Source organism: Kaistia hirudinis, assembly GCF_014196455.1.
Taxonomy (GTDB): domain Bacteria; phylum Pseudomonadota; class Alphaproteobacteria; order Rhizobiales; family Kaistiaceae; genus Kaistia; species Kaistia hirudinis.
In genome coordinates this window covers 740,797-762,477 of sequence record NZ_JACIDS010000003.1, presented here as the reverse complement: position 1 = coordinate 762,477, position 21,681 = coordinate 740,797, and the positions used below count along the sequence as shown (strand labels likewise).

Below are 21,681 nucleotides of genomic sequence, written 5' to 3'. Positions count from 1 at the left end.
GCCTCATTCGGCCTTGCGGTAGAAATAATTGGCGTCGCGCCCGAAGAAGAGGGCGCGGAGCCGGCGGCGCATCGCCTCGCTGCGCCTGAGCGGCTCGAGCGGCAGGCGCGCGGCGTCATAGGCCGCGACCTTGGCCGCATCGAGCATGCGCCTCCGCCCCGGGGGCTGCTGCGGCAGGCCGAGTTTCCGCAGGACGGCATTGGTGAAATAGAGCTTGTTCAACCGCCGATCGGCCGGCGACTTCCAGGTGATCGCCATGGAAATCGACCAGTCGCCGCCGGTGCGCACCCAGTGCGGCCAAGTATAGGGCAGGAACAGCCCGTCGCCGGGCCCGAAGGTGAAGACCTGCCCCTTCGCTTCGAACGCATCGCGATAGGCGTGATTGCGGTGCTTGCCGGGAAAGGTCTCCAGCCCCTCTTCGTCGACAATCGATCGATCGCGATTGTCGAAGACGTGCATGAACTTCTCGCCGTGCAGGTGCACGAAGAAGTTCTCCTCATAGTCGATATGGAAGGGCGTCACGGAATTGGCCGAGGAGACGAAGATGAACCCCATCGGCTCCGAAAACGGCGGCGCCGCCGGGCCCGCCGACTGTGCCGCCTCGGCCAGCGCGGCCTCGATCAGCGCGCGATAGGCCGGCACCGCCTCGACATTCTTCAGGACCAGCCAGGCGCCGGCGGTCTCGATCCGCCGCACGATCTCTTCTGGTTCGAGATCGACTCCGGGCGTGTCCTCCGGCCGCTGGTTCGGCTGCAGGCGGCCGGAGTTGAACTCGATCCGGTCGCGCGGCAATTCACCGACGAGGGCGGCGAGCGCCTCCAGCTGTAACAGCGGGTGATCCGCGAGGGCGTGGCGGAACGTGAAGGGCTCGCGTGGAAAGCGCGCCCGCATGATGGCGGGATCCATGTCGATGATGCGGGACGCCGCATCCTTGCCGGTAGTCGTCATGACGCCTTCTCCTCACGAAGAGCCTCTTTCCGGCGGCGCTTGCGAAGCGCGCGGAGCTTCTGCCGCAGCGTCGCCTCGGCCTCGGCGCTGCGGACCGCCAGGCTGAAGAGCGCGGAGCCGCCCGGCGGCCCCAGCGCCAGCAGGCCGATACGGATGCGGTCCGGCCACAGCCCGTCGATCATCGGATGGCCGGCCGCGGCGAGCGAATCGACCAGCGCGACGTCTCCGGCCGCCGCCCAGGCGTCCGATGCCTCCAGCATGAGCTGGACGCCCGGCGAGAAGCGCGCGAAGCGCTCGTCATAGGCGATCTTCCAGCTCACGGCACGACCGCCGGACTGGAAGCTCGCCAGCATGGCGATCGGATCGCCGCCGAGCAGCAATTCGTCGATGGTCGCCATGCCCGGCAAAGAGCCCAGCAGGGCCGCGAGCGCGAAGGACCGGCTCTTCGGATCGGCAGCGAGCGCTGTGCCCTGCCGTCCCTTCCAGCCGCCCGCTTCGAGCGCCAGAAAGGCGAGCGCCGCGCGCTCGAAATCCGGCCCGTCCCGGAGACGGCGGAAGGCGAGTTCGCCCTGCTCCGCCAGGCGGCGCCACTGGCGCGCGAATTCTTTGCGCCGGCGCCGTTCCAGCGTGTCACGGAGCGGCGCGGCGCCGGGACGAAGGAGAAGCGTGGCGCGCGCATAGGCGCCGATCTCCACGGCTGGCCGGCCGCTGCGCTCTGCAAAGCCACGGATCGCCGTAGCCGCCAGGCCGTCGAGGGGAAGGTCGGGGAAGAGGAGGACGCGCCGCCCGGACCCGCCAGCCATTTCGGCTGCCAGCGCTTCGGCGGCGGCATCGGGCGTGGCGGCATCGAGGAGCGGCGTCCCGAGGGGGGCGTAGAGGTGCGTCCAGACGGACATGGCAGGGGCGATGCGGCCGAGTCGCGCCGCACGGATCGGCGCCAGTGCGACCAGCCTTCCGCCGATACGCGGTGCCGCGAGGCTCACCGCCTGATCGCCGAGATGGGCGAGCGAGGCGGCGGCGACAGCGGGCGCGAAGAGTGGATTCGCCTCGAGCGCCGTGGCCGCGAGATCGTCCCAGCCGGCCGGCGCGCTCACGGCTGGCTCCCGTTCGTTCCGGTGCCCCGCTTCAGCGACCGCGCCCCGGTGACATGGAAGATCGAGCAGTTGAGGCCGAGGCGCCAGCGCACGGCGAGATAGACGGCGATGGTTTCGAGCACCAGCGCGATCGCCGTCGCGGTCGCGGCGCCATGCAGGCCGAAGCGGGGGATGAGCGCATAGTTGAGCGCGAGATTGACCACGAAGGTCGCCGCATAGACCGCCGCGCAGATGCGCTGTTCGCCGGCCATGGTCAGGATGCTCTCGGCCGGCCCGATCGCGGCGCGGAACAGGAGCCCAACGGAGAAGATGTAGAGCAGCGGATAGCCCGCAATGAAGCTCGGCCCGAACATGGCCAGAAGCAACTGGCCGAAGACGAGCAGCAGGCCGACGGTCGCGAGCGAGGGCCAGAAGGTCCAGTGCAGCGAATCGCGCACCGCCGCCTCGAAAAGCGCCCGGTCGCCCGCCGCGTAATATTGCGAGAAGCGCGGCATGAGCGCGGCGCGCACCGCGAAATAGACGAAATGGACGAGCGCCAGCGTCTTCACCGCCGCGAAATAGATCGCAACCTCCTCGGGCGGGCGAAGCTGGCCGACGATCAGGATGTCGACATTGGTCAGGAGATTGAAGAAGCCCTCGACCAGGAAGATCGGCAGCGCGACCGCGACCCAGGTCCGTGGCCGGAAACGCCGCAGTCCGTCCGGCACGACATTGCGGGCCCGGCGGGCCAGCGCCAGCATCTGCCAGAGCGCCGTCGCATAGGTCGCGACGATGGCGGCGATCATCGCGGTGACCGCATCCGGCAGCGCGCCGAGGCGGATCGCCGCGAAGGTCAGCGCGATGATGAGCACAGGGCGGATGATGAAGGTCGGCCACAGCGCGAGATCGGGCCAGTTGAAGCCGCGGGCGAGGCCGTCCTGGATCTCGCCGATGGCGAGCATGGGAATGCAGATCGCTGCAAGATAGAGCGGCATGACGTAGTAGCTGGCGATATGATCGCCGAGCAGCCAGATGCCGAGAATGCCGAGACCGGCGAGCGCCGTCGCCGAGGCAATGCCCTGGAGGCGACTGCCGAGGATGATGCCCCGCAGGAGGTCATGGTCGCCGCGCTCGGCATATTCGGGCACGAAGCGCACGACGGCCGTTTGGATGCCGAAGCAGGCGAGACCGCCAACGATGACCGCGCCGACCCAGACCAGGACATAGACGCCATATTCGAAATCGCCCATCCAGCGCGCGAGCAGGACCTGGCTCGCATAGGCGATGACAGCGGAGATGATGCGGATCAGGAAGGCCGTGAGCGCGATGCGCTGCGACACCGCCCGCTCGCCGGAGCCGAACACCACCTCGTCCGCCCAGCCCGCCGGCCCCGCGAGCGCGCGGCGCAGCGGCGGCGGCGCCAGGCGCTGGACGATCCGGGCGAAGGGATGGCGCAATTCGCGTTGCTCCGGACGGCATGACATAGGGACGTCGCTGGCGACATCACATGGCGACATCAGGCCACCGCGCATGTCGCTACAATTTTCTGCATTAAGAAACCCTTGGGCAGATTACGGGTTCGGCCCATGCTGGGCTTCAAGCTGGATTCGTCGCTAAGAATGAATGAAGAGATCGAAGCCTGGGATGCAGCAAGGCGGCTCGACACGCTCGGTCTCGCCTGTCCGCTGCCGGTGCTGAAGGCGCGCAAAGTGCTGGCGGGGATGCGTGCGGGCGAGACCCTGATCATCGCGGCGAGCGACCCGATGGCGGCGATCGACATACCGCATATGTGCGCCGAGGACGGCCATCGCCTGCTGCGGCGGGCGGCCATCTCCGCGCCCTCGGGCGAGCAACTCTATTTTCTCGTCGCGGCCGGCGATGGACCCAAGCGCTGAACGCGCTTATGCAGCGATGAGACGCCGGGAGAACCGGCCTGTGGGAGAGGGAGGAGACGCATGAGCAAGCGCCGCATCGCCATTATCGGGCTCGGCAAGATCGCGCAGGACCAGCACCTGCCCGTGGTCGGCAAGAGCGCCGATTTCGAGCTCGTGGCCGTGACCAGCCAGCGCGGCCTCGGCCATGGCGGCGTGCCGAGCTTCCGCACGCCGGCCGAGATGTACGCCGCCGTTCCGGGGATCGAGGCCGTCGCGATCTGCACGCCGCCGGAAGTGCGCCATGCCATCGCCGTCGAGGCGATCGCCGCCGGCAAGGACGTGATGCTGGAAAAGCCGCCAGCGGCCACGCTGACCGAAATCGACGATCTGAAGCGGCGCGCCGCGGCGGCCGGGCGCGTGCTGTTCGCCACCTGGCATTCGCAGTTCAATCCCGCCGTCGACGAAGCGCGCGCCTTGCTCGCGGCGGCGGGCCTCAAGTCGCTGCGCATCGAATGGCGCGAGGATGTGCGCAAATGGCATCCCGGCCAGGATTGGGTGTTCGAGCCCGGCGGCTTCGGCGTCTTCGATCCTGGCATCAATGCGCTGTCGATTTTCGTGCGCATTCTCCCCGGCACGGCCTTCGTCGAAAGCGCCGAACTCACCTATCCGGCCAACCGCCAGACGCCGATCGCCGCCCGCCTCGCGTTCAAGAGCGACATTGCCGGCGCACCAGCGCTTTCCGCCGATTTCGACTGGCGCGAACAGGGCGACGAGAAGTGGCACATGATGATCGAGACCGGCGACGGACGAAGCGCGCGCCTCTTCAAGGGCGGCGCGGCGCTGTCGATCGACGGCAAGACGGTGATCGAGGCGCCGAGCGAGGAATATGAGCGGATCTATGTCCGCTTCGCCGAGCTCCTGGCCGAGCGCCGGAGCGAGGTGGAGAGCGCGCCGCTGACGCTCGTCGCGGACGCCATGATGATCGGCAAGCGGCTGACGACCGATCCCTTCGCATGGTAGCGTGAGCGCGGGCAGGACGTGACGGCGGGGGGAGAAGCGCAACCGAAGCGGTGACGCGGGCGTTGCTCAAGCGGACATCGGAGGATGGACGCCCATGAGTCTTCACTGCCCCGCAAGCCCGGCCCGCGCGCGTCCCGCCCTTGCAAGGGCCAGCGCGTGGGGGCTTGCATCGGGACGTCGCGGCGTTCTGGCGTCGGCCGTCGTCGCGGCCGTTATGCTGATGTCGAGCCCCTCGGCCGCGAGCGGTGACACGCTCACGCCGGGACAATTGCTGGAAAAGATCATTCCGCGCGTCCAGCAGCCCAAAAAGGTTCGCCGGAGCGTGAAGGCCGCGCCGAAGCCGGCCCCGGACGTTGCCGCGCCGGCCGATACCGCCGCGGCGATGCCGACGCCCCGTCCCCGTCCGGATCACGAAGACGCCAAGGTGGTGGCCGCGATCGATCCGCTGCCGGCCGCCGCAGCCGAGCCGGCCCCGCCGCCGCTTCCCGCTGCGCGGCGCGCGCTCGACGCCACCGCGATCCAGGCGGGCCCGACCAATGTCGGCACGCTGTCGCCGCCGCTGGGCGCGGAAGCGCTCGCCTTCGCGCCGCCGGTCGCCGCCATGCGGCTGCAGCCCGAGCCGGCCGCGCCAGTCGATCCGTCACTCTCGCCGCTCGGCATCGTGCTGCCGCCCAAAGGCATGCTCCCCGCTCCGCCCGGGATCGATCATCTGCCGGACGACCATGCGGCGGCCGACACGGAAGACGACGGTCCGCCGCTCCCGCGCGCCAAGCCCGGCATCCTCCTCGCGGCGATCATCCCGCCCCGCGCGCCGCTCATTCCCGAAACGCTGGCCGCCTGCAAGGCGGGCCTCGCCGCGCTCAAGATCGCGGCAAAGCCGATGCCGGCCGTGCAGGAGGGCGCATGCGGCGCGCCCGACCCGCTGTCGGTCTCGACGCTCGACGATGGGGACGTCGCGCTGCAGCCGGCGGCGACGATCAATTGCGAGATGGCCAGCACATTGGCGCTGTGGCTCGACGGCGACGTGCAATCGGCGGCGGTCGCGGCCTATGGCAGCCGCGTGACCTCGCTGCGGGTGCTCGATTCCTATAGCTGCCGCGGCCGCAACCGCGTCGTCGGCGCGCAGCTCTCCGAGCACGCCTTCATGAACGCGATCGATGTCGGCGCCTTCGAGATCGGCGGGCGGTGGGTGACCGTCGAGAAGAGCGGCGACCATACGGACAAGGACACGGACTTCATCGAGACGGTCCGCCACGCCGCCTGCACGCGTTTCATGACCGTGCTGGGTCCGGGCTCCGACGGCTATCACGAGAACCATCTCCACCTCGACATGCGCCATCGCGGCAAGCATGGTGACAGCCGCTACTGTCATTGACCGGGTCGGCGCGGCCGGCCGAGCGATCGGACCATCATGGCCGGACAAAAGATCATCCTCGTCACCGGCGCCTCGTCGGGCATCGGCGCCGATGCCGCGGCGACGCTGAAGGCGCGCGGCTGGCGGGTCTTCGCTACCGCCCGCAAGGCGGATGATCTCGCAAGGCTGCGAAGCGCGGGGATCGAGGCGCTCCATCTCGACTATGCCGACGCGACGTCGATCGCAGCCGCTTCCGAGCAATTGCTCGACGCGACGGGCGGGCGGCTCGACGCTCTGTTCAACAATGGCGGGTTCGGCCAGGTCGGCGCGGTCGAGGATATCTCGACCGATCTGCTGCGCGGCCAGTTCGAGGCCAATTTCTTTGGCTGGCACGATCTGACGCGCCGCATCCTGCCCGTCATGCGGAGGCAAGGCAGCGGACGGATCGTGCAGTGCTCCTCGGTGCTCGGCTATGTCGCCGGCAAATATCGCGGCGCCTATGTCGCCTCCAAGCACGCCCTCGAAGGGCTGACCGATACGCTCAGGATGGAACTCGCGGGCAGCGGCATCCATGTCGTACTGATCGAGCCGGGGCCGATCGCCAGCCGCTTTCAGGAGAATGCGCTGGCCAATTTCCGCCAGACCGTCGACATCGCCGCTTCGCCGCACCGGGCCGATTACGAAAGCCAGCTCGCGCGCCTGACCGGAACGCGCAAGCCCTCCGCCTTCAAGCTCGGCCCCGAGGCGGTGACGGCCGCGCTGATCCATGCGCTCGAGAGCCCGCGCCCCAAGACGCGCTACCGCATCACGACGCTGGCGAAGGGCGCGGCCTTCCTGAAGCGCATCCTGCCGGATCGGACGCTCGACGGGCTCATCGCGCGCAATTCGTGACAATCGCGACAGGGAACGATCCGCGCACCGGCTTGTTTCGTATCTGGATTACGGCCGAGCCGGGCAAGGAGTGACGCACCATGAGCAATCTGGTTCATGACGACGAGAGACATGAGCGAGAGCGGCATGCGGGGCGACAATGGCCTTCGCTTCTTGTGCTCGTCGCTTGCCTCGCCATCTGCTTCGTCGCGGCGGGCATCGGTTCGGCGCTGACCCTGCCGCAGATCCCGACCTGGTACGAAGGCCTCGTCAAACCCTGGTTCAACCCGCCGAACACGGTGTTCGGCCCCGTCTGGACGATCCTCTATGCGCTGATGGCCGTCGCGATGTGGCGCGTTTGGATGCGGTCCAGCGGCGATGTACGCCAGCGCGCGGCGGGCATCTTCGCGCTGCAGCTCGCGCTCAACGTCGCCTGGTCGGCGGTCTTCTTCGCCGCCCACTCGCCCGGCGCCGGGCTGATCGTCATCGTCGCGCTGCTGGCGGCGATCATCGCCACGATCTTTGTCTTCACGCCGATCGATCGGCTCGCCGCCTGGCTGTTCGCGCCCTATCTGGCCTGGGTGAGCTTTGCGAGCGTGCTGAACGGCGCCGTCTTTGCCCTGAACTGAGGCCGGGGCAGGATGCGTCAGTTCGCAACGCGCGCGAGCACGGGCGACAGAGCTAGAGTCCCCGCACTTCGATCTGCGGGAGGACGATTCGATGTCCGGCTTTTTTCATCTGCTGATTCCGATCGCGCTCGGCGCCGTCGCGCTGGTGCTGTTGCTCGGCCTGCTCAACATGCTGCGCGGCGGCTCGCCAGACCGCTCCCAGCGGCTGATGCGGCTCCGCGTCTTGCTGCAGTTCGTCGCGATCGTCATCATGATGCTCGCGCTCTATTTCTCCGCGCGCTGAGGCACTCTTCATGGTCGTTCTGAACCGGATCTACACGCGCACCGGCGATGACGGGACGACGGCGCTCGCCAGCGGCGAGCGGCGGATCAAGTCGGACCTGCGCATCGAGGCCTATGGCACGATCGACGAGACCAATTCGGTCATCGGCGTTGTGCGCCTCGCCACGTCCGGCATGGACCCGCTCGACGCGATGCTCGGCCGGATCCAGAACGACCTGTTCGATCTAGGCGCCGACCTCTCCTTCCCCGTCGAGGCCGAGAAGGCGGATCGCCCGGCGCTGCGAATCATCGATGCGCAGGTGGACCGCATCGAGGGCGAGATCGACGTGCTGAATGCCGCGCTGAAGCCGCTGCGCTCCTTCGTACTTCCGGGCGGAACGGCCGCGGCGGCGCACCTGCATGTCGCGCGGACGGTCGCGCGACGGGCGGAACGGCTGATGGTCGAACTCGCCGCGCATGAGCGCGTGAACGCGGCGGCGATCCGATATGTGAATCGTCTTTCGGATTTTCTTTTCGTGGCGGCCCGATTCGTGAATGATCAGGGCGCCGGCGACATTCTCTGGGTGCCTGGGCAGAACCGCTAGACGAGGCCGGATGTTCGTTCCGCTCCATGATCAGAACCCGCTGAAATATATCCGCTTCCCTTGGGCGACGCGTGGCCTCGTCGTCATCAACATCCTAGTCTTCCTGCTCTATCAGCGCGGCGGCAACGCGGACGCCGAGGCCGCATCGGTCATGTCGTTCGGGCTCATTCCCTCGACGCTGACGGGCGTGCATATCCGAACACCCGGCGTCTTCCATGCGCCGGAATGGATGACCTTCGTCACGTCGAGCTTCCTGCACGGCGATATCTGGCATCTCACCGGCAACATGCTGTTCCTCTGGGTCTTCGGCGACAATGTCGAGGACGCGATCGGCCATGTCCGCTTCCTGATCTTCTATTTCCTCTGCGCGGTGGGCGGCGGCCTCGCCCATGTCGCCGTCGCGCCCAATTCCGACCTCGCGCTGATCGGCGCGTCGAGTTCGGTCGCCGGCGTCATCGCGGCCTATTTCCTGCTGCATCCGCGCGTCAAGATCTGGATCCTGCTGCTGTTCCGCATTCCGCTGCGCCTGCGCACCATCTGGGTGCTCGGCTTCTGGATCCTGCTGCAGATCTATAATTTCCTGTTCGGCCCGCCCGGCGAAATCTCCTGGGCGGCGCATCTCGGCGGTCTCGTCACCGGCGCGCTGCTCATTCTGGTGATGCGCCGGCGCGGCGTTCCGCTGCTGTCGCGGGAGGAACCGGAGCTCATCGCCGCCGAACCGGTCGTTTGAACCATTCCGGATTGCGCGCCGCGCGTTGAAATATCCGCACGTCATCGATACGGTCCCGGCCGGGATTTTGCTGACAGAGTGCGACAGGGAACCGCTCCGAGATGAAGATACTGGTGCCCGTGAAGCGGGTCGTCGACGCGAATGTGAAGATCCGCGTCAAGGCGGACGGGACGGGAGTCGATCTCGCCAATGTGAAGATGGCGATGAACCCGTTCTGCGAGATCGCCGTCGAGGAGGCGCTCCGCATCAAGGAAGCGGGCGGCGCGAGCGAAGTGATCGTTGTGTCGGTCGGCGGCGAGAAATCGTCCGAGACGCTGCGCACCGGCCTTGCCATGGGCGCCGACCGCGGCATCCTGGTGAAGACCGACGCCGCACGGATCGAGCCGCTGGCGGTCGCCAAGCTGCTGAAGGCGGTGATCGGCAACGAAAAGCCCGATCTCGTCATCCTCGGCAAGCAGGCGATCGACGACGACAGCAACCAGACCGGCCAGATGCTGGCCGCCCTGCTCGGCTGGCCGCAGGCGACCTTCGCCTCCAAACTCGTGCTCGCCGATGGCAGCGCCGAGGTGACGCGCGAGATCGACGGCGGCGCCGAGACGCTGCGGCTCAAGCTGCCGGCCGTGGTCACCACGGATCTGCGCCTCAACGAGCCGCGCTACGCCTCGCTGCCCAACATCATGAAGGCCAAGAAGAAGCCGCTCGACGAGACGAGCCCGGAAGCGCTCGGCGTCGACATCACCCCCCGCCTCGAGGTGCTCAAGATCGACGAGCCGGCGAAGCGCGGCGCCGGCATCAAGGTCGGCTCGGCCGCCGAACTCGTCGGCAAGCTCAGGGAAGCGGGAGTAATCTGACATGGCAACGCTTCTTCTCGCCGAACATGACGACAAGAGCCTCAACGAGGCGACGGCGCGCGCGCTGACCGCCGCGCTGGAACTCGGCGCCCCGGTCGACATCCTCGTCGCCGGTTTGGCGAGCCGTCCGGCCGCCGAAGCCGCCGCGACGCTCGCGGGCGTCGGCAAGGTGCTGCTCGCGGACGACGAGGCGCTCGCCCATCGCCGCGCCGAGCCGGTGGCGGCGCTCATCCTGTCGCTGGCGGCCGATTATGACGCGATCGTCGCGCCGGCGACGTCGAGCGGCAAGAACGTGCTGCCGCGCGTGGCGGCCCTGCTCGACGTCATGCAGCTGTCCGACATCACGCGGATCGTCGCGCCCGATACGTTCGAGCGGCCGATCTATGCCGGCAATGCGATCGAGACGGTACGCTCGCGCGACGCCACGAAGGTGATCACGGTCCGCATCGCCGCCTTCCCGCCGGCGCCTTCCGGCGGTGCGGCGTCGATCGAGACGGTCGCGGCGACCGACGACATCCATCTCTCCGCCTTTGTCGGCGCCGATCTCTCGGTGTCCGAGCGGCCGGAGCTGTCGAGCGCCCGCGTCATCGTCTCGGGCGGACGCGCGCTCGGCTCAGCGGAGAAGTTCGCGGAGGTGATCACGCCGCTCGCCGATAGCCTGAAGGCCGCCATTGGCGCTTCGCGGGCCGCGGTGGACGCGGGCTATGCCGGCAACGACCTCCAGGTCGGCCAGACCGGCAAGGTCGTGGCCCCCGAGCTCTATGTCGCGGTCGGCATTTCCGGGGCGATCCAGCACCTCGCCGGCATGAAAGATTCGAAGGTGATCGTCGCGATTAACAAGGATCCGGAAGCGCCGATCTTCCAGGTCGCCGATTTCGGCCTCGTCGACGATCTCTTCACCGCGGTCCCGGCCCTGGTCGAAGCGCTCAAGCCATAGCGACGGCGTCTGGCGCCGCCGCTGCAACGCCCCGTTGCAGCCGATCGGACATTCGTCGCCATCCCACGCATTCTTCATGCGAAGCGGTTTCCCCTTCGCATGAAAACCTTCTAGATTGCCGTCTCCGTAAGGCTTGATCGGATGGGATCCGTCACGACCATGAGCAATGCGATTTCGACGATCGGCGTCATCGGTGCCGGGCAGATGGGCAACGGCATTGCCCACGTCAGCGCCCTCGCGGGCCTCGATGTGTTCGTCTACGACATTGCCGAGGAGCGGGTCCGCAAGGGCCTCGCCACGATCGATGGCAATCTGACCCGCCAGGTGCATTCCGGCCGCATCTCGGAGGATGACCGCAAGGCGGCGCTTGCCCGCGTCAAGCCGGCGATCGCGGTCGACGAACTCGGCACCTGCGACCTCGTGATCGAGGCGGCGACGGAGGACGAGCAGGTCAAGCGCAAGATCTTCGCGACCGTCTGCCCGGTCCTGAAGCCCGAGGCGATGATCGCGACCAACACCTCGTCGATCTCGATTACGCGCCTCGCCGCGGCCAGCGACCGGCCGGAGCGCTTCATCGGCATCCACTTCATGAACCCGGTGCCGGTCATGCAGCTCGTCGAGCTGATCCGCGGCATCGCGACCGGGGATGAGACCTTCAACGCGGCCAAGGCCTATGTCGCGGCGCTCGGCAAGACGGTGACCGTCTCGGAGGATTTCCCGGGCTTCATCGTCAACCGCATCCTGCTGCCGATGATCAACGAGGCGATCTACGTGCTCTATGAGGGCGTCGGGTCGGTCGAGGCGATCGACACGGCGATGCGGCTCGGCGCCAACCACCCGATGGGTCCGCTCCAGCTCGCCGACTTCATCGGCCTCGATACGTGCCTTTCGATCATGCAGGTGCTGCATGACGGGCTGGCCGATTCGAAGTACCGCCCCTGCCCGCTGCTGGTGAAATATGTCGAGGCCGGCTGGCTCGGCCGCAAGACGCAGCGCGGCTTCTACGACTATCGCGGCGAACACCCGGTTCCGACGCGGTAAGAATCGCCGCAAGGCCCGGCCGGGAGCGCTTTGCCCTCCCCGCACGCGGTGGTAGGAACCGGGCATCATGACCCGGAATCTCAATCCCCACGCCCTGTTCGGCCTCGTCGCCGCATCGACCATTCTCGGCATCGCCGGAACCGATCTGGTCCTGCCGGCCGTTCCGAGCCTGCCGGAAGCTCTGGGCAGCTCGATCGAAAAGGCCCAGATGGTGCTCGCCGCCTATGCGGTGGGCACGCTGGTCGGCCTGATCACGTTCGGCGAGCTCGGTGCGCGTCACGATCCGCGGCGCCTGATGATCTGGTCGCTCGGCCTGTTCACGCTGGCCTCGATCGCCGCGACGCTGGCGCCGTCCATGGAATGGCTGATCGCGTTCCGCCTGGCGCAGGGCGCGTTCGGCGCCGGGCCGGCCGTCTTCGCGCCGGGCTTCATCAAGGGGATCTTTGCCGAGGACCGGGCTGCCGCAGCGATCGGCCGGCTCGGATCGATCGAGGCGCTGGCCCCGGCGCTCGCGCCGATCGCCGGCGCCTATCTGCTGACGCTCGGCGGCTGGGAAACCTCGTTCTTCGTGCTCGGCGGCCTCGGCCTCGTGCTGACGCTCGTGCTCGCGGCGCTGGCGCGCACCCTGCCGGCCCGCACCGAGGCCGTGCAGCGGCACCAGACCTACTGGACCATACTCCGCAGCCGCCGCTTCCTGCGCTATGCGCTCAGCCAGTCCCTGGCGCTCGGCGGGCTGCTGGTGTTCGTCTTCGCCGCACCGGCGGTGATCACCGGCCCGCTCGGCCTCGGCATCAGCGAATTCGTGGTCATGCAGGTGGTCGGCATCGTCGCCTTCATCGTGGGCGCCAATCTGTCGAGCCGTCTCGCGGATCGTTTCGGCACCGAAAGGACCATCCTCAGCGGCACGTCCATGCTGGCGGCGGCCTTCCTGCTGATCCTGCTCTACGCGCTCGCGGGCGGCACGAGCCTCGTCGTCGTGATCGGCGTGTGGATCTTCGTAAATCTCGGCTTCGGCATTCGCGGCCCGGTCGGCTTCCATCAGGCGATCATCGCCGCCGAGGGCGATCATTCGCGCGGCGCGGCTCTCGTCGTCGCCGGCATCCTGAGCACGGCGGCAGCGGGCACAGCGCTCGTCGCGCCCTTCATCACGCTCGGCCTCTGGCCGCCCGCGCTCGGCGGAACGCTGCTCACGGGCCTCGCAACGATCCTTCTCGTCGCCCTGCGCGAACGGACATAGGCGGTCGCAGACGGCCTTCCCTTCGCCGCTCCGAGGAGGCGAAGACGAGCGCGCCGGATGTCAGGCCCTCACGCGCCGCTCTTTGCCGCCGTGATCAGCGCCTTGGCATCCTCCGAATCCCATTCGGCCGGGCCGGACATGACGCCGAGGGCGCAGCCCTTGCGGTCGACCAGCACCGTGGTCGGCAGGCCGACGGCCATCGCGTTCGACTTGAGATCGCGGAAGATCTTCGTCGACGGATCGGCATAGAGCGGCAGCGCCTTGACGCCGATCTCGGCGAGGAACGCCTTCGGCTTCTCCGCGCCCTGGGTGTCGATCGAGACCGGCACCACGGCGAAATCGGCGCCACCTTCCGCGGCCTCGAGCGAGTCGAGCGCCGGCATCTCCTTGCGGCAGGGCGCGCACCACGTCGCCCAGAGATTGAGGAGCACGGTCTTGCCGGCATAATCGGCAAGGGTCGCCTTGGCCCCGTCGGCCTTCTCGAAGGCGAGGGAGGCGAGCGAAACGGGCTCGGTCGCGATCTGGAAGGCGGCGACCTCGCCGCGCGCGAGCGGCGCCAGCAGGCCCGCCGCCTTCACGGCCGGCGCACAATCCGCGCCGCCGGATGCGGCGAGATTGCCATCCAAGCCTCCCCTCACGTATAGCACCGCAACTCCTGCCGCGATCCCGAGGACCGCGGCGAGCGCCAGCACCGGCCAAAGTCGCGTCTTTCCCGATCGCGTCTCGCCGCGCGCTTCGTTCATATCGTCCCGCCTTTGAAGAGGTTTCGAGGGGTCATGAGCAATTCGATGTGGGGCGGCCGCTTCTCCGAAGGACCGGCCGCGATCATGGAAGAGATCAACGCGTCGATCGATTTCGACCGGAAGCTCTACCGTCAGGACATAGAAGGCTCCAAGGCCCATGCCGCCATGCTGGCGGCCCAGGGGATCATCGGCGCGGACGATGCCGAAAAGATCCGGGAGGGTCTAGACACGATCCTGCGAGAAATCGAGGACGGATCGTTCAAGTTCTCGCGTGCGCTCGAGGATATCCATCTCAATATCGAATCGCGCCTCAAGGAACTGATCGGCGATGCGGCCGGGCGGCTGCACACGGCCCGCTCGCGCAACGACCAGGTCGCGACCGATTTCCGTCTCTATGTCCGCGACGTGATCGACGGCGTCGACGCCGCGCTGCATGAGCTGCAGGTCGTGCTCGCCGACAAGGCCTTCGCCCATGCCGGCCAGGTCATGCCGGGGTTCACCCATCTCCAGAGCGCGCAGCCGGTGACCTTCGGCCATCATCTCCTCGCCTATGTCGAGATGATTGCGCGCGATCGCGGCCGCTTCCAGGATGCGCGGAAGCGCCTCAACGAGAACCCGCTCGGCGCCGCCGCGCTGGCCGGGACCTCGTTCCCGATCGACCGCTTCGCGACCAGCGCGGCGCTCGGCTTCGACCGGCCGACGGCCAATTCGCTCGACAGCGTCTCCGATCGCGATTTCGCCATCGAGACGCTTTCGGCCGCGAGCCTCTGCGCGATCCATCTGTCGCGCTTCGCCGAGGAGATCGTGATCTGGTCCTCGGCGCAGTTCCGCTTCGTCCGCCTCTCGGACAAGTTCACGACCGGCTCCTCGATCATGCCGCAGAAGCGCAATCCCGACGCGGCGGAGCTGGTGCGCGCCAAGACAGGACGCATCATCGGCGCCGAGACGGCGCTGAAGATCGTCATGAAGGGGCTGCCGCTCGCCTATCAGAAGGACATGCAGGAGGACAAGGAACAGGCTTTCGACGCGTTCGAGAGCCTGGAACTGGTCATCGCCGCCACGACCGGCATGGTCCGCGACCTGGAGCCGGAAGCGGCGAACCTGAAGAAGGCGGCTGGATCGGGCTTCTCGACCGCGACCGACCTCGCCGACTGGCTGGTGCGCGTCGCCGGCCTGCCCTTCCGCGACGCCCATCACGTCACGGGCCGCATCGTCGCGATCGCGGCGGAGCGCGGCGTCGAGCTCAACCGCATGCCGCTCGCCGACATGCAGGCGGTGCACGGCGCGATCACGGATGCGGTCTATTCGGTGCTCACGGTGGACAAGTCCGTGAAGAGCCGCACCAGCTATGGCGGCACCTCGCCGAAGAATGTCCGCGCCCAGGCGAAACGCTGGCAGCGCGCGCTCGCACGGGAAGCTGCGCGGCGCAGCTAAGAGGGGTGACGGCAGGCCGCGATCCGCTATGATGGCCTGCCGCACCGACGAGCCCCAGCCTTCGCCGACTTTGGACTTGCCGACCTTGGAGTTGCCGATCTTGGCCGCCGCGACCCGCACCGCCCTCATCCTTGCCGCCCTCGCGCTCGCCGGCTGCGGCGTCAAGGGACCGCCCGAGCCGCCGCCCGGCGGCATCCAGGCGACGGAAGCGGCCGAGGCCGCGAAACGCGGCGAGAAGGTCGACACCTCCGTTCCGCTGCGCCCCGACAAGAAATTGTGGATCGACAAGCTGCTCTGAGCGCGGCGTTCTGAACCTTGCCGCGCTCTTTGCGCGGCGCTTGAACTTTTCTCTTCGATCCGTCATCGGAAGGCATGCGCGTCCGCATGGCGCGGACAGGCGCATGCGAGCCGCCGTGCGGGATTCGAGAAGCTCCCATGAACCATTTCGACTATCGCGACGGCGTGCTCCATGCGGAAGACGTGCCGCTCCCCCTGATCGCGGAAGCGGTCGGGACGCCGTTCTATTGCTATTCCACGGCCACGCTCGTCCGCCATTTCCGCGTCTTCCGCGACGCCTTCGCCGGCTTCGACACGCTGATCTGCTATGCGATGAAGGCGAACTCGAACCAGGCGATCCTCAGGACGCTGGTGAAGGAGGGCGCCGGCCTCGACGTCGTGTCGGAGGGTGAGCTTCGCCGCGCGCTCGCCGCCGGCTGCGAACCGGCCAAGATCGTCTTCTCCGGCGTTGCCAAGACGGCGCGCGAGATCGCGCTGGCGCTCGAGGTCGGCATCGGCTGCTTCAATGTCGAATCCGAGCCGGAGCTGGTCCGCATCTCCGAGATCGCGACCGCCATGGGCAAGGTCGCGACGATCTCGCTCCGCATCAATCCCGACGTCGACGCCAAGACGCACGCCAAGATCACGACCGGCAAGGCCGAGAACAAGTTCGGCATTCCGTTCCAGGACGCCCGCGCCGTCTATGCCCGCGCCGCCGGCCTGCCGGGCCTGCGGGTTGCCGGCGTTGACATGCATATCGGCAGCCAGATCACCGAGATGGAGCCGTTCGACACGGCCTATGGCCTGCTCGCCGAACTGGTCACGACGCTGCGTGAGGACGGACACGCAATCGACCATGTCGATTGCGGCGGCGGGCTCGGCATTCCCTATCGCCTCGACGATCCGCCGCCGCCCGATCCGGCTGCCTTCGCGGCGATCGTCAAGCGGCGTCTCGGCAATCTCGGCGCGCGCATCTTCTTCGAGCCTGGCCGGGCCATCGTCGGCAATGCCGGCATCCTCGTTTCCGAGGTGGTCTATCGCAAGGAAGGCACGTCCAAGACGTTCCTGATCGTCGATGCCGGCATGAACGATCTGATCCGGCCGACGCTCTACGAGGCGCATCACGACATCCGCCCCGTGCGCCTGCCCGCCGAGGACACGCCCTGGATCAAGGCCGATGTCGTCGGCGGCGTCTGCGAGACGGGCGACTATCTGGCGCTCGGGCGCGGCATGCCGCGGCTGGAGGCGGGCGAATTGATCGCGGTGATGACCGCCGGCGCCTATGGCGCCGTGCAGGGCTCGACCTACAATACGCGCCCGCTCGCCGCCGAAGTGCTGGTCGACGGCGACCGCTTCGCGGTGGTGCGTCCGCGCCAGAGCTATGACGATCTCATCGGCATGGACCGGATCGCGCCCTGGCTCGACTGACGGCGGTTGACGGGGCGCGCCTTGCCGAAGGGCTCGCCCCGACCCAGCTATGTTGGTAGACTGTTCATCCGATCGGCTGGGCGGCGAGAGGGACGAACGGAGCGCGGATGAGCGAGCCTGCCGGCGGAGCGGCGAAGCGGGAGGCCGACCAGCGACTTGTGTCGTCGGACGGCGAAGCCGCGGCGCGGCAACGGATCGCCCGCGCGATCGAGCGCGCCCGGCTGGCCCTCGTCTTCGAGCGCGTCTGGCCGCGCCTCGTGCCGATCCTCGCGCTGGGCGGCGTCTTCCTCATCCTCTCCTGGCTCGGCCTCTGGTCGCGCGTACCCGATCTCGCGCGCTTCGCCCTGCTCGGCCTCCTCGGTACCATCCTGCTGTTCCTCGTCCTGCGGCTCGGCGGCATCCGCGGACCGACCGCCGACGAGGCCCTCGCCCGCGTGGCGGAGCACAGCCAGGCGCCGCACCGGCCCGCCGTTGCGCTCAACGACAGCCTGAAGGACACCGACGATCCGCTGACGCTCGCGCTCTGGCGCGCGCACCGGCGGCGTCTCGTGGAAAGCCTCGGTGCCGTCCGGGCCGGCTGGCCGTCGCCGGGCATGAATGCGCGCGATCCCTATGCGTTGCGCTTCCTCGTGCCGCTGCTCCTCTTCGTCGCCTTCTTTGCCGCGGGCGCGGATCGCCGGCAATTGATCGGTGACGCGGTGCGACCGACCTTGCCCGCCGCCGAGATCGCGGCGCGGATCGATGCCTGGGTGACGCCGCCCGCCTATACGGGCATCCCGCCGATCTTCCTGACCGGCGAATCGGCCCGCGTGACGGGCGGCGAGCAGCCCGTGCGCATCCCCTTCGGCTCGGTGGTCACCGTGCGCGTGCCGCAGGATGATGCGCTCGCCGTCGTGGCGAAGACGGTGGATGGCGCCGACGTGCCCTTCGAAGCGGCGGAGACCCCGGCTGCGGGCACGGCGCAGGGGCCGCAGGCGCCGGCGCTCGGCGAGCGGCGCGTCGTGCTGCGCAAGGATGGCAGCGTGGCGATCGATCGCGGCGGCAGCGCGCTGATGGCCTGGAATTTCCTCGTGACGCCCGACCAGCCGCCCAAGATCGAGCTGACGCGCGATCCCGGCGCGACGCTGTCGGGGGCGCTGCAGCTCAATTATTCCGTCTCGGACGATTATGGCGTCATCGCCGCGCGCGCGATCCTGGAAAGCGCCGCGCCCGCGGGAAGCGAAGCCGCACGGCCGCTCGTCGGCCCGCCGGAAATGCCGCTCGGCCTGCCGCGCCTGCGCATGCGCGAGGGGGCGGGCGAGACGATCCGCGATCTCTCGGCGCATCCCTGGGCCGGCGCCAAGGTGCGCATGAGCCTCGAGGCGACCGACGAGGCGGGCCAGACCGGAAGGAGCGCGCCGACCGAATTCGTGCTGCCGATGCGCCAGTTCACCAATCCGATCGCGCGGGCCGTCGTCGAGCAGCGGCGCACGCTCGCGCTCGACGCCGGCAAGGCCGGTGCCGTCGCCGCCGCACTCGACGCGATCACCATGGATCCGTCGAAATATGACAGCGACGGCGTCTATCTGTCGCTCCGCGCCGCCTATCACCGCCTGACCGGCGCGCGCGGCGATGATGATCTGCGCTCGGTCGTCGATTTCCTGTGGGAGATCGCGCTCGGCATCGAGGACGGCGACCTCTCCCTCGCGGCGCAGGACCTCCGCGCCGCGCAGGAGCAGCTCAAGCAGGCGCTCGACCGCGGCGCGAGCGACGAGGAGATCGACAAGGCGATGCGCGACCTCCGCGCCGCCATGGACAAATATCTGCAGGCGCTCGCCGAGAATGCACAGCGCAATCCCGAGCAGTCCCGTGCGCCGATGGATCAGAACGCGCGGGTGATGAGCCAGCAGGATCTCCAGAAGATGCTCGACCAGATCGAGAATCTGGCCAAGACCGGATCGCGCGAGGCCGCGCAGCAACTGCTCAGCGAATTGCAGCAGATGATGGAGAACATGGAATCCGGCCGCAGCCAGCAAACGCAGCAGGGCGAGGGCGGGCCGATGAACGAGGCGCTCGACAAGCTGGGCGACATGATCCGCCGCCAGCAGCAATTGATGGACCGCACCTTCAAGCTCGATCCCGACACGGACGGCAGCGGTGCCGACCTGCCTTCGATGACGCCGCAGGAGCGGCAGCAGGCGCTCGACGCGCTGCGCCAGGGCCAGCAGGAGCTCCAGCGCAAGCTCGACCAGTTGCAGAAGGATATGCAGGCGCAGGGTCTGCAGCCCGACGGCCGGCTCGGCCAGGCGGGTCGCGCCATGGGCGAGGCGACGGATCAGCTCGGCCAGGGCCAGCCCAATCAGGCCGTGGGGCCGCAGGGCCAGGCGTTGCAGGCGCTGCGCGAAGGCGCCCGCAGCCTCGCGGACCGCATGGCGCGCCAGCAGCAGAACGGCACCGGCGTGCGGCAGGGCGGCGGAACCGCGCCGGGCCAGGACCCGCTCGGCCGCCAGCAGGCCGGGCGCGGCAATGATCTCGGCTCCTCGGTCAAGGTTCCGGACGCGATCGACACGCAGCGCGCCCGCGAGATCCTCGACGACATACGCCGCCGCCTCGGCGACGCGGCCAGGCCGCTGCTCGAGAAGGACTATCTCGAGCGGCTGCTGCAGCGCTACTGACGCGCGTTCAGGCGCAGGCCTGCCGCGGCGATACGGGGAACGCCGCCTCGAGCGCGGCGCCGACGGCCGAACGGATCTCGGCGAGCGAGAACGGCTTCTGCACCACGTCGTGAATGATGCGCGCGAGATCGTCGGCGCGTTCACGCTGGTCGGCGAAGCCGGTCATCAGCAGGATCGTCAGGCCGGGAAATTCGGGCTTCGCCTCCTTGGCGAGCGCGATGCCGTCCATCATCGGCATCTTGATGTCGGAGAGCAGCAGATCGAACGCGCCCTCCTCGCGACGCAGCGTTTCCAGCGCGTCGGCGCCATCCTCCGCCGTCTCGATCCGGTGGCCGTCGAGCGTCAGCGCCCGCGCCACGAAGCTGCGGACCGCGTCGTCGTCTTCCGTCACCAAAATGCGCGCCATGCCCGTCCTTCCCCAAAACCCTGCCCGAAAATCAGTCCTCGACCACGCCCACGAACGGAAGCTCGCGGAAGGCGTGACCCGCATCCATGCCGTATCCGACCACGAAGAGGTCCGGACAGACGAAGCCGACATGCTCCGCCTCGATCGGAACGGCGCGCTTGCCCGGCTTCTCCAGCAGCACGGCGACGCCGACCCGGTTCGCGCCGCGCTCCTCCATGAGCTTGCGCGCGAAGGAGATCGTGCGGCCCGATTCGAGAATGTCGTCGATGAGGAGCACGTCGCGGCCCTTCACATCGCTCTCGATGTCCTTGACCACGCGGACATTGCCGCTCGATTCCGTGCCGGCGCCATAGCTCGACAGCGAGATGAACTCGACCTCGGGCGCGAGCCCGGACTCATGCAGGGCGCGAATCAGATCCGCGGCAAAGACGAAACTGCCCTTGAGGATCGAAATCACCAGCAGGTCGCGATAGCCGGACGCTGCGATCTCGGCCGCCAGCTCGCGGTTGCGCGCGTCGATCGTATCGATGTCATAGAGGACGCGAATGCTGCGGCCGCGGACGATGGGCATATCAGGGCTTTCCTTCTGCCGCGTCTTCGAAGCGCAGCGCTAGCTGGCGCGCCGCTTCCGGCGGGTTGGCCAGTCTTGACCGGAACGGCGCGGCCTCGCCGGCCGAAAGCGGGGCGTGATCGATGTCAGCCGACCAGCCGCCGACCTCTCGGCCGTGCCCGTCGTACAGCGTGAAGCGAAGCGCAGGAAGCCCTCGTGGCGCGCCGCCCGGATTGACGATCTCGCCGGAGACGACCAGGCCGGACGCGCCGCCCTCTACGTCTCGCACCATCGAGACAGTGCCGAAATCGAGCCCGCGGAGGTTCACGGGCAGGCCGAGCCGCGCATAGAGGCTGGCGAGCCCCGGCGCGGCGGCGACGAGCGGCGCGCGGCCGAGCAGGAAGGCGGCCACGAGGACGGCGAGCAGCAGAAGCGACGCGCCGTCGCGCCAGTCCTGCGCGGACCGGCCCGGCGTCGCTCCCCTCGTCTTCACCGCGTTGTTCCCGCCGAGCAAGACCCGTGCGATCCTTGTGTTGGCGCAAAGCGGCGCCGATTCGTCGATTTCAACCCGATTCGGGCCCCTCGTGAAGCCGCCGCCGCATGTCGCCCGGAAGAGCGCCGCGGCTTTGCCTTGATCGAGTGGCATTTCCACGTCATGAACCATGGGGAATTGGAAAGTCGTTAACGCTGCCGCGGACATGCTGGCGCGGCGCGACGGCGGGTCCGCAGCCTGAGGGCCGGAGGCCGAACGGGGATTTTC

The 21,681-nt window shown here is 68.3% G+C and carries 23 protein-coding genes; 16 read left to right on the top strand and 7 right to left on the bottom strand.

What is annotated here, in order from left to right:
• Window positions 1-3: 3 nt before the first annotated feature.
• From GGR25_RS13585 to GGR25_RS13575, 3 genes are read right to left on the bottom strand one after another with little or no spacing between them, the layout of a single operon-like run.
• Complete coding sequence (locus GGR25_RS13585) at window positions 4-948, bottom strand: cupin-like domain-containing protein (RefSeq protein ID WP_246409627.1); 945 nt, start codon at window positions 946-948, stop codon at window positions 4-6.
• Window positions 945-2,042: a GNAT family N-acetyltransferase gene (locus GGR25_RS13580; RefSeq protein WP_183399309.1), complete on the bottom strand. Its 1,098-nt coding sequence runs from the start codon at window positions 2,040-2,042 to the stop codon at window positions 945-947. Before GGR25_RS13580 ends, GGR25_RS13585 begins: the two co-directional genes overlap by 4 nt.
• Window positions 2,039-3,478 carry a lipopolysaccharide biosynthesis protein gene (locus tag GGR25_RS13575; protein ID WP_246409624.1) on the bottom strand — a complete coding sequence of 480 codons (1,440 nt, stop codon included), beginning with the start codon at window positions 3,476-3,478 and terminating at the stop codon, window positions 2,039-2,041. The genes GGR25_RS13580 and GGR25_RS13575 overlap by 4 nt, the downstream gene beginning before the upstream one ends.
• A 162-nt stretch (window positions 3,479-3,640) precedes the next feature.
• Between GGR25_RS13575 and GGR25_RS13570 the strand changes: the two genes are divergently transcribed.
• The 12 genes from GGR25_RS13570 (at window position 3,641) to GGR25_RS13515 (ending at window position 13,430) form a co-directional block, all read left to right on the top strand.
• Window positions 3,641-3,916, top strand: coding sequence for a sulfurtransferase TusA family protein (locus GGR25_RS13570; RefSeq protein WP_183399307.1), 276 nt, complete (start codon window positions 3,641-3,643; stop codon window positions 3,914-3,916).
• A 60-nt stretch (window positions 3,917-3,976) separates the two neighbouring features.
• Window positions 3,977-4,915 (top strand): Gfo/Idh/MocA family protein, encoded by a 939-nt coding sequence (locus GGR25_RS13565; RefSeq protein WP_183399306.1) that lies wholly within the window; start codon window positions 3,977-3,979, stop codon window positions 4,913-4,915.
• Between the two features lie 220 nt (window positions 4,916-5,135).
• Window positions 5,136-6,290, top strand: a complete 1,155-nt coding sequence (locus GGR25_RS13560) for an extensin family protein (RefSeq protein WP_183399305.1) — start codon at window positions 5,136-5,138, stop codon at window positions 6,288-6,290.
• A 36-nt stretch (window positions 6,291-6,326) separates the two neighbouring features.
• Complete coding sequence (locus GGR25_RS13555) at window positions 6,327-7,160, top strand: SDR family oxidoreductase (RefSeq protein ID WP_183399304.1); 834 nt, start codon at window positions 6,327-6,329, stop codon at window positions 7,158-7,160.
• Window positions 7,161-7,240: 80 nt separating this feature from the next.
• Window positions 7,241-7,768 (top strand): TspO/MBR family protein, encoded by a 528-nt coding sequence (locus GGR25_RS13550; protein WP_183399303.1) that lies wholly within the window; start codon window positions 7,241-7,243, stop codon window positions 7,766-7,768.
• A gap of 91 nt (window positions 7,769-7,859) precedes the next feature.
• Window positions 7,860-8,051, top strand: a complete 192-nt coding sequence (locus GGR25_RS13545) for a twin transmembrane helix small protein (protein ID WP_183399302.1) — start codon at window positions 7,860-7,862, stop codon at window positions 8,049-8,051.
• 10 nt (window positions 8,052-8,061) lie between these two features.
• On the top strand, window positions 8,062-8,634 hold the full coding sequence (locus GGR25_RS13540) for a cob(I)yrinic acid a,c-diamide adenosyltransferase (RefSeq protein WP_183399301.1): 573 nt from the start codon (window positions 8,062-8,064) through the stop codon (window positions 8,632-8,634).
• Window positions 8,635-8,644: 10 nt separating this feature from the next.
• Window positions 8,645-9,364, top strand: coding sequence for a rhomboid family intramembrane serine protease (locus tag GGR25_RS13535; RefSeq protein ID WP_183399300.1), 720 nt, complete (start codon window positions 8,645-8,647; stop codon window positions 9,362-9,364).
• A gap of 101 nt (window positions 9,365-9,465) precedes the next feature.
• A complete protein-coding gene (locus tag GGR25_RS13530) occupies window positions 9,466-10,215 on the top strand; it encodes an electron transfer flavoprotein subunit beta/FixA family protein (RefSeq protein ID WP_183399299.1) in 750 nt (249 codons plus the stop codon).
• Between the two features lies 1 nt (window position 10,216).
• Window positions 10,217-11,152 carry an electron transfer flavoprotein subunit alpha/FixB family protein gene (locus tag GGR25_RS13525; RefSeq protein WP_183399298.1) on the top strand — a complete coding sequence of 312 codons (936 nt, stop codon included), beginning with the start codon at window positions 10,217-10,219 and terminating at the stop codon, window positions 11,150-11,152.
• Window positions 11,153-11,311: 159 nt separating this feature from the next.
• Window positions 11,312-12,193, top strand: coding sequence for a 3-hydroxybutyryl-CoA dehydrogenase (locus GGR25_RS13520; protein ID WP_183399297.1), 882 nt, complete (start codon window positions 11,312-11,314; stop codon window positions 12,191-12,193).
• A gap of 67 nt (window positions 12,194-12,260) precedes the next feature.
• On the top strand, window positions 12,261-13,430 hold the full coding sequence (locus tag GGR25_RS13515) for an MFS transporter (RefSeq protein WP_183399296.1): 1,170 nt from the start codon (window positions 12,261-12,263) through the stop codon (window positions 13,428-13,430).
• Between the two features lie 68 nt (window positions 13,431-13,498).
• Here the strand turns inward: GGR25_RS13515 and tlpA are convergent, their stop codons facing one another.
• A complete protein-coding gene (gene tlpA / locus GGR25_RS13510; protein WP_183399295.1) occupies window positions 13,499-14,173 on the bottom strand; it encodes a thiol:disulfide interchange protein TlpA in 675 nt (224 codons plus the stop codon).
• Between the two features lie 33 nt (window positions 14,174-14,206).
• Between tlpA and argH the strand changes: the two genes are divergently transcribed.
• From argH to GGR25_RS13490, 4 genes are all read left to right on the top strand, one after another.
• On the top strand, window positions 14,207-15,607 hold the full coding sequence (argH, locus tag GGR25_RS13505) for an argininosuccinate lyase (RefSeq protein WP_183399294.1): 1,401 nt from the start codon (window positions 14,207-14,209) through the stop codon (window positions 15,605-15,607).
• Between the two features lie 100 nt (window positions 15,608-15,707).
• Complete coding sequence (gene lptM / locus GGR25_RS13500; RefSeq protein WP_246409621.1) at window positions 15,708-15,905, top strand: LPS translocon maturation chaperone LptM; 198 nt, start codon at window positions 15,708-15,710, stop codon at window positions 15,903-15,905.
• Between the two features lie 137 nt (window positions 15,906-16,042).
• Complete coding sequence (gene lysA / locus GGR25_RS13495; RefSeq protein ID WP_183399293.1) at window positions 16,043-17,311, top strand: diaminopimelate decarboxylase; 1,269 nt, start codon at window positions 16,043-16,045, stop codon at window positions 17,309-17,311.
• Between the two features lie 107 nt (window positions 17,312-17,418).
• Complete coding sequence (locus GGR25_RS13490; RefSeq protein ID WP_183399292.1) at window positions 17,419-19,965, top strand: TIGR02302 family protein; 2,547 nt, start codon at window positions 17,419-17,421, stop codon at window positions 19,963-19,965.
• Between the two features lie 7 nt (window positions 19,966-19,972).
• Here the strand turns inward: GGR25_RS13490 and GGR25_RS13485 are convergent, their stop codons facing one another.
• From GGR25_RS13485 to GGR25_RS13475, 3 genes are read right to left on the bottom strand one after another with little or no spacing between them, the layout of a single operon-like run.
• Window positions 19,973-20,371, bottom strand: a complete 399-nt coding sequence (locus GGR25_RS13485; RefSeq protein ID WP_183399291.1) for a response regulator — start codon at window positions 20,369-20,371, stop codon at window positions 19,973-19,975.
• A 31-nt stretch (window positions 20,372-20,402) separates the two neighbouring features.
• Window positions 20,403-20,942 (bottom strand): hypoxanthine phosphoribosyltransferase, encoded by a 540-nt coding sequence (gene hpt, locus GGR25_RS13480; RefSeq protein WP_183399290.1) that lies wholly within the window; start codon window positions 20,940-20,942, stop codon window positions 20,403-20,405.
• 1 nt (window position 20,943) lies between these two features.
• On the bottom strand, window positions 20,944-21,621 hold the full coding sequence (locus GGR25_RS13475; RefSeq protein WP_183399289.1) for an FxLYD domain-containing protein: 678 nt from the start codon (window positions 21,619-21,621) through the stop codon (window positions 20,944-20,946).
• Between the last annotated feature and the right edge of the window lie 60 nt (window positions 21,622-21,681).

Excerpts from the sequence above, each read along its gene's own strand:
- GGR25_RS13585 (WP_246409627.1), bottom strand. The coding sequence starts at position 948 with ATGACGACTACCGGCAAGGATGCGGCGTCCCGCATCATCGACATGGAT.
- GGR25_RS13570 (WP_183399307.1), top strand. The coding sequence starts at position 3,641 with ATGAATGAAGAGATCGAAGCCTGGGATGCAGCAAGGCGGCTCGACACG.
- GGR25_RS13565 (WP_183399306.1), top strand. The coding sequence starts at position 3,977 with ATGAGCAAGCGCCGCATCGCCATTATCGGGCTCGGCAAGATCGCGCAG.
- GGR25_RS13560 (WP_183399305.1), top strand. The coding sequence starts at position 5,136 with ATGTCGAGCCCCTCGGCCGCGAGCGGTGACACGCTCACGCCGGGACAA.
- GGR25_RS13555 (WP_183399304.1), top strand. The coding sequence starts at position 6,327 with ATGGCCGGACAAAAGATCATCCTCGTCACCGGCGCCTCGTCGGGCATC.
- GGR25_RS13550 (WP_183399303.1), top strand. The coding sequence starts at position 7,241 with ATGAGCAATCTGGTTCATGACGACGAGAGACATGAGCGAGAGCGGCAT.
- GGR25_RS13545 (WP_183399302.1), top strand. The coding sequence starts at position 7,860 with ATGTCCGGCTTTTTTCATCTGCTGATTCCGATCGCGCTCGGCGCCGTC.
- GGR25_RS13540 (WP_183399301.1), top strand. The coding sequence starts at position 8,062 with ATGGTCGTTCTGAACCGGATCTACACGCGCACCGGCGATGACGGGACG.
- GGR25_RS13535 (WP_183399300.1), top strand. The coding sequence starts at position 8,645 with ATGTTCGTTCCGCTCCATGATCAGAACCCGCTGAAATATATCCGCTTC.
- GGR25_RS13530 (WP_183399299.1), top strand. The coding sequence starts at position 9,466 with ATGAAGATACTGGTGCCCGTGAAGCGGGTCGTCGACGCGAATGTGAAG.
- GGR25_RS13525 (WP_183399298.1), top strand. The coding sequence starts at position 10,217 with ATGGCAACGCTTCTTCTCGCCGAACATGACGACAAGAGCCTCAACGAG.
- GGR25_RS13520 (WP_183399297.1), top strand. The coding sequence starts at position 11,312 with ATGAGCAATGCGATTTCGACGATCGGCGTCATCGGTGCCGGGCAGATG.
- GGR25_RS13515 (WP_183399296.1), top strand. The coding sequence starts at position 12,261 with ATGACCCGGAATCTCAATCCCCACGCCCTGTTCGGCCTCGTCGCCGCA.
- tlpA (WP_183399295.1), bottom strand. The coding sequence starts at position 14,173 with ATGAACGAAGCGCGCGGCGAGACGCGATCGGGAAAGACGCGACTTTGG.
- argH (WP_183399294.1), top strand. The coding sequence starts at position 14,207 with ATGAGCAATTCGATGTGGGGCGGCCGCTTCTCCGAAGGACCGGCCGCG.
- lysA (WP_183399293.1), top strand. The coding sequence starts at position 16,043 with ATGAACCATTTCGACTATCGCGACGGCGTGCTCCATGCGGAAGACGTG.
- GGR25_RS13490 (WP_183399292.1), top strand. The coding sequence starts at position 17,419 with ATGAGCGAGCCTGCCGGCGGAGCGGCGAAGCGGGAGGCCGACCAGCGA.
- GGR25_RS13485 (WP_183399291.1), bottom strand. The coding sequence starts at position 20,371 with ATGGCGCGCATTTTGGTGACGGAAGACGACGACGCGGTCCGCAGCTTC.
- hpt (WP_183399290.1), bottom strand. The coding sequence starts at position 20,942 with ATGCCCATCGTCCGCGGCCGCAGCATTCGCGTCCTCTATGACATCGAT.
- GGR25_RS13475 (WP_183399289.1), bottom strand. The coding sequence starts at position 21,621 with ATGTCCGCGGCAGCGTTAACGACTTTCCAATTCCCCATGGTTCATGAC.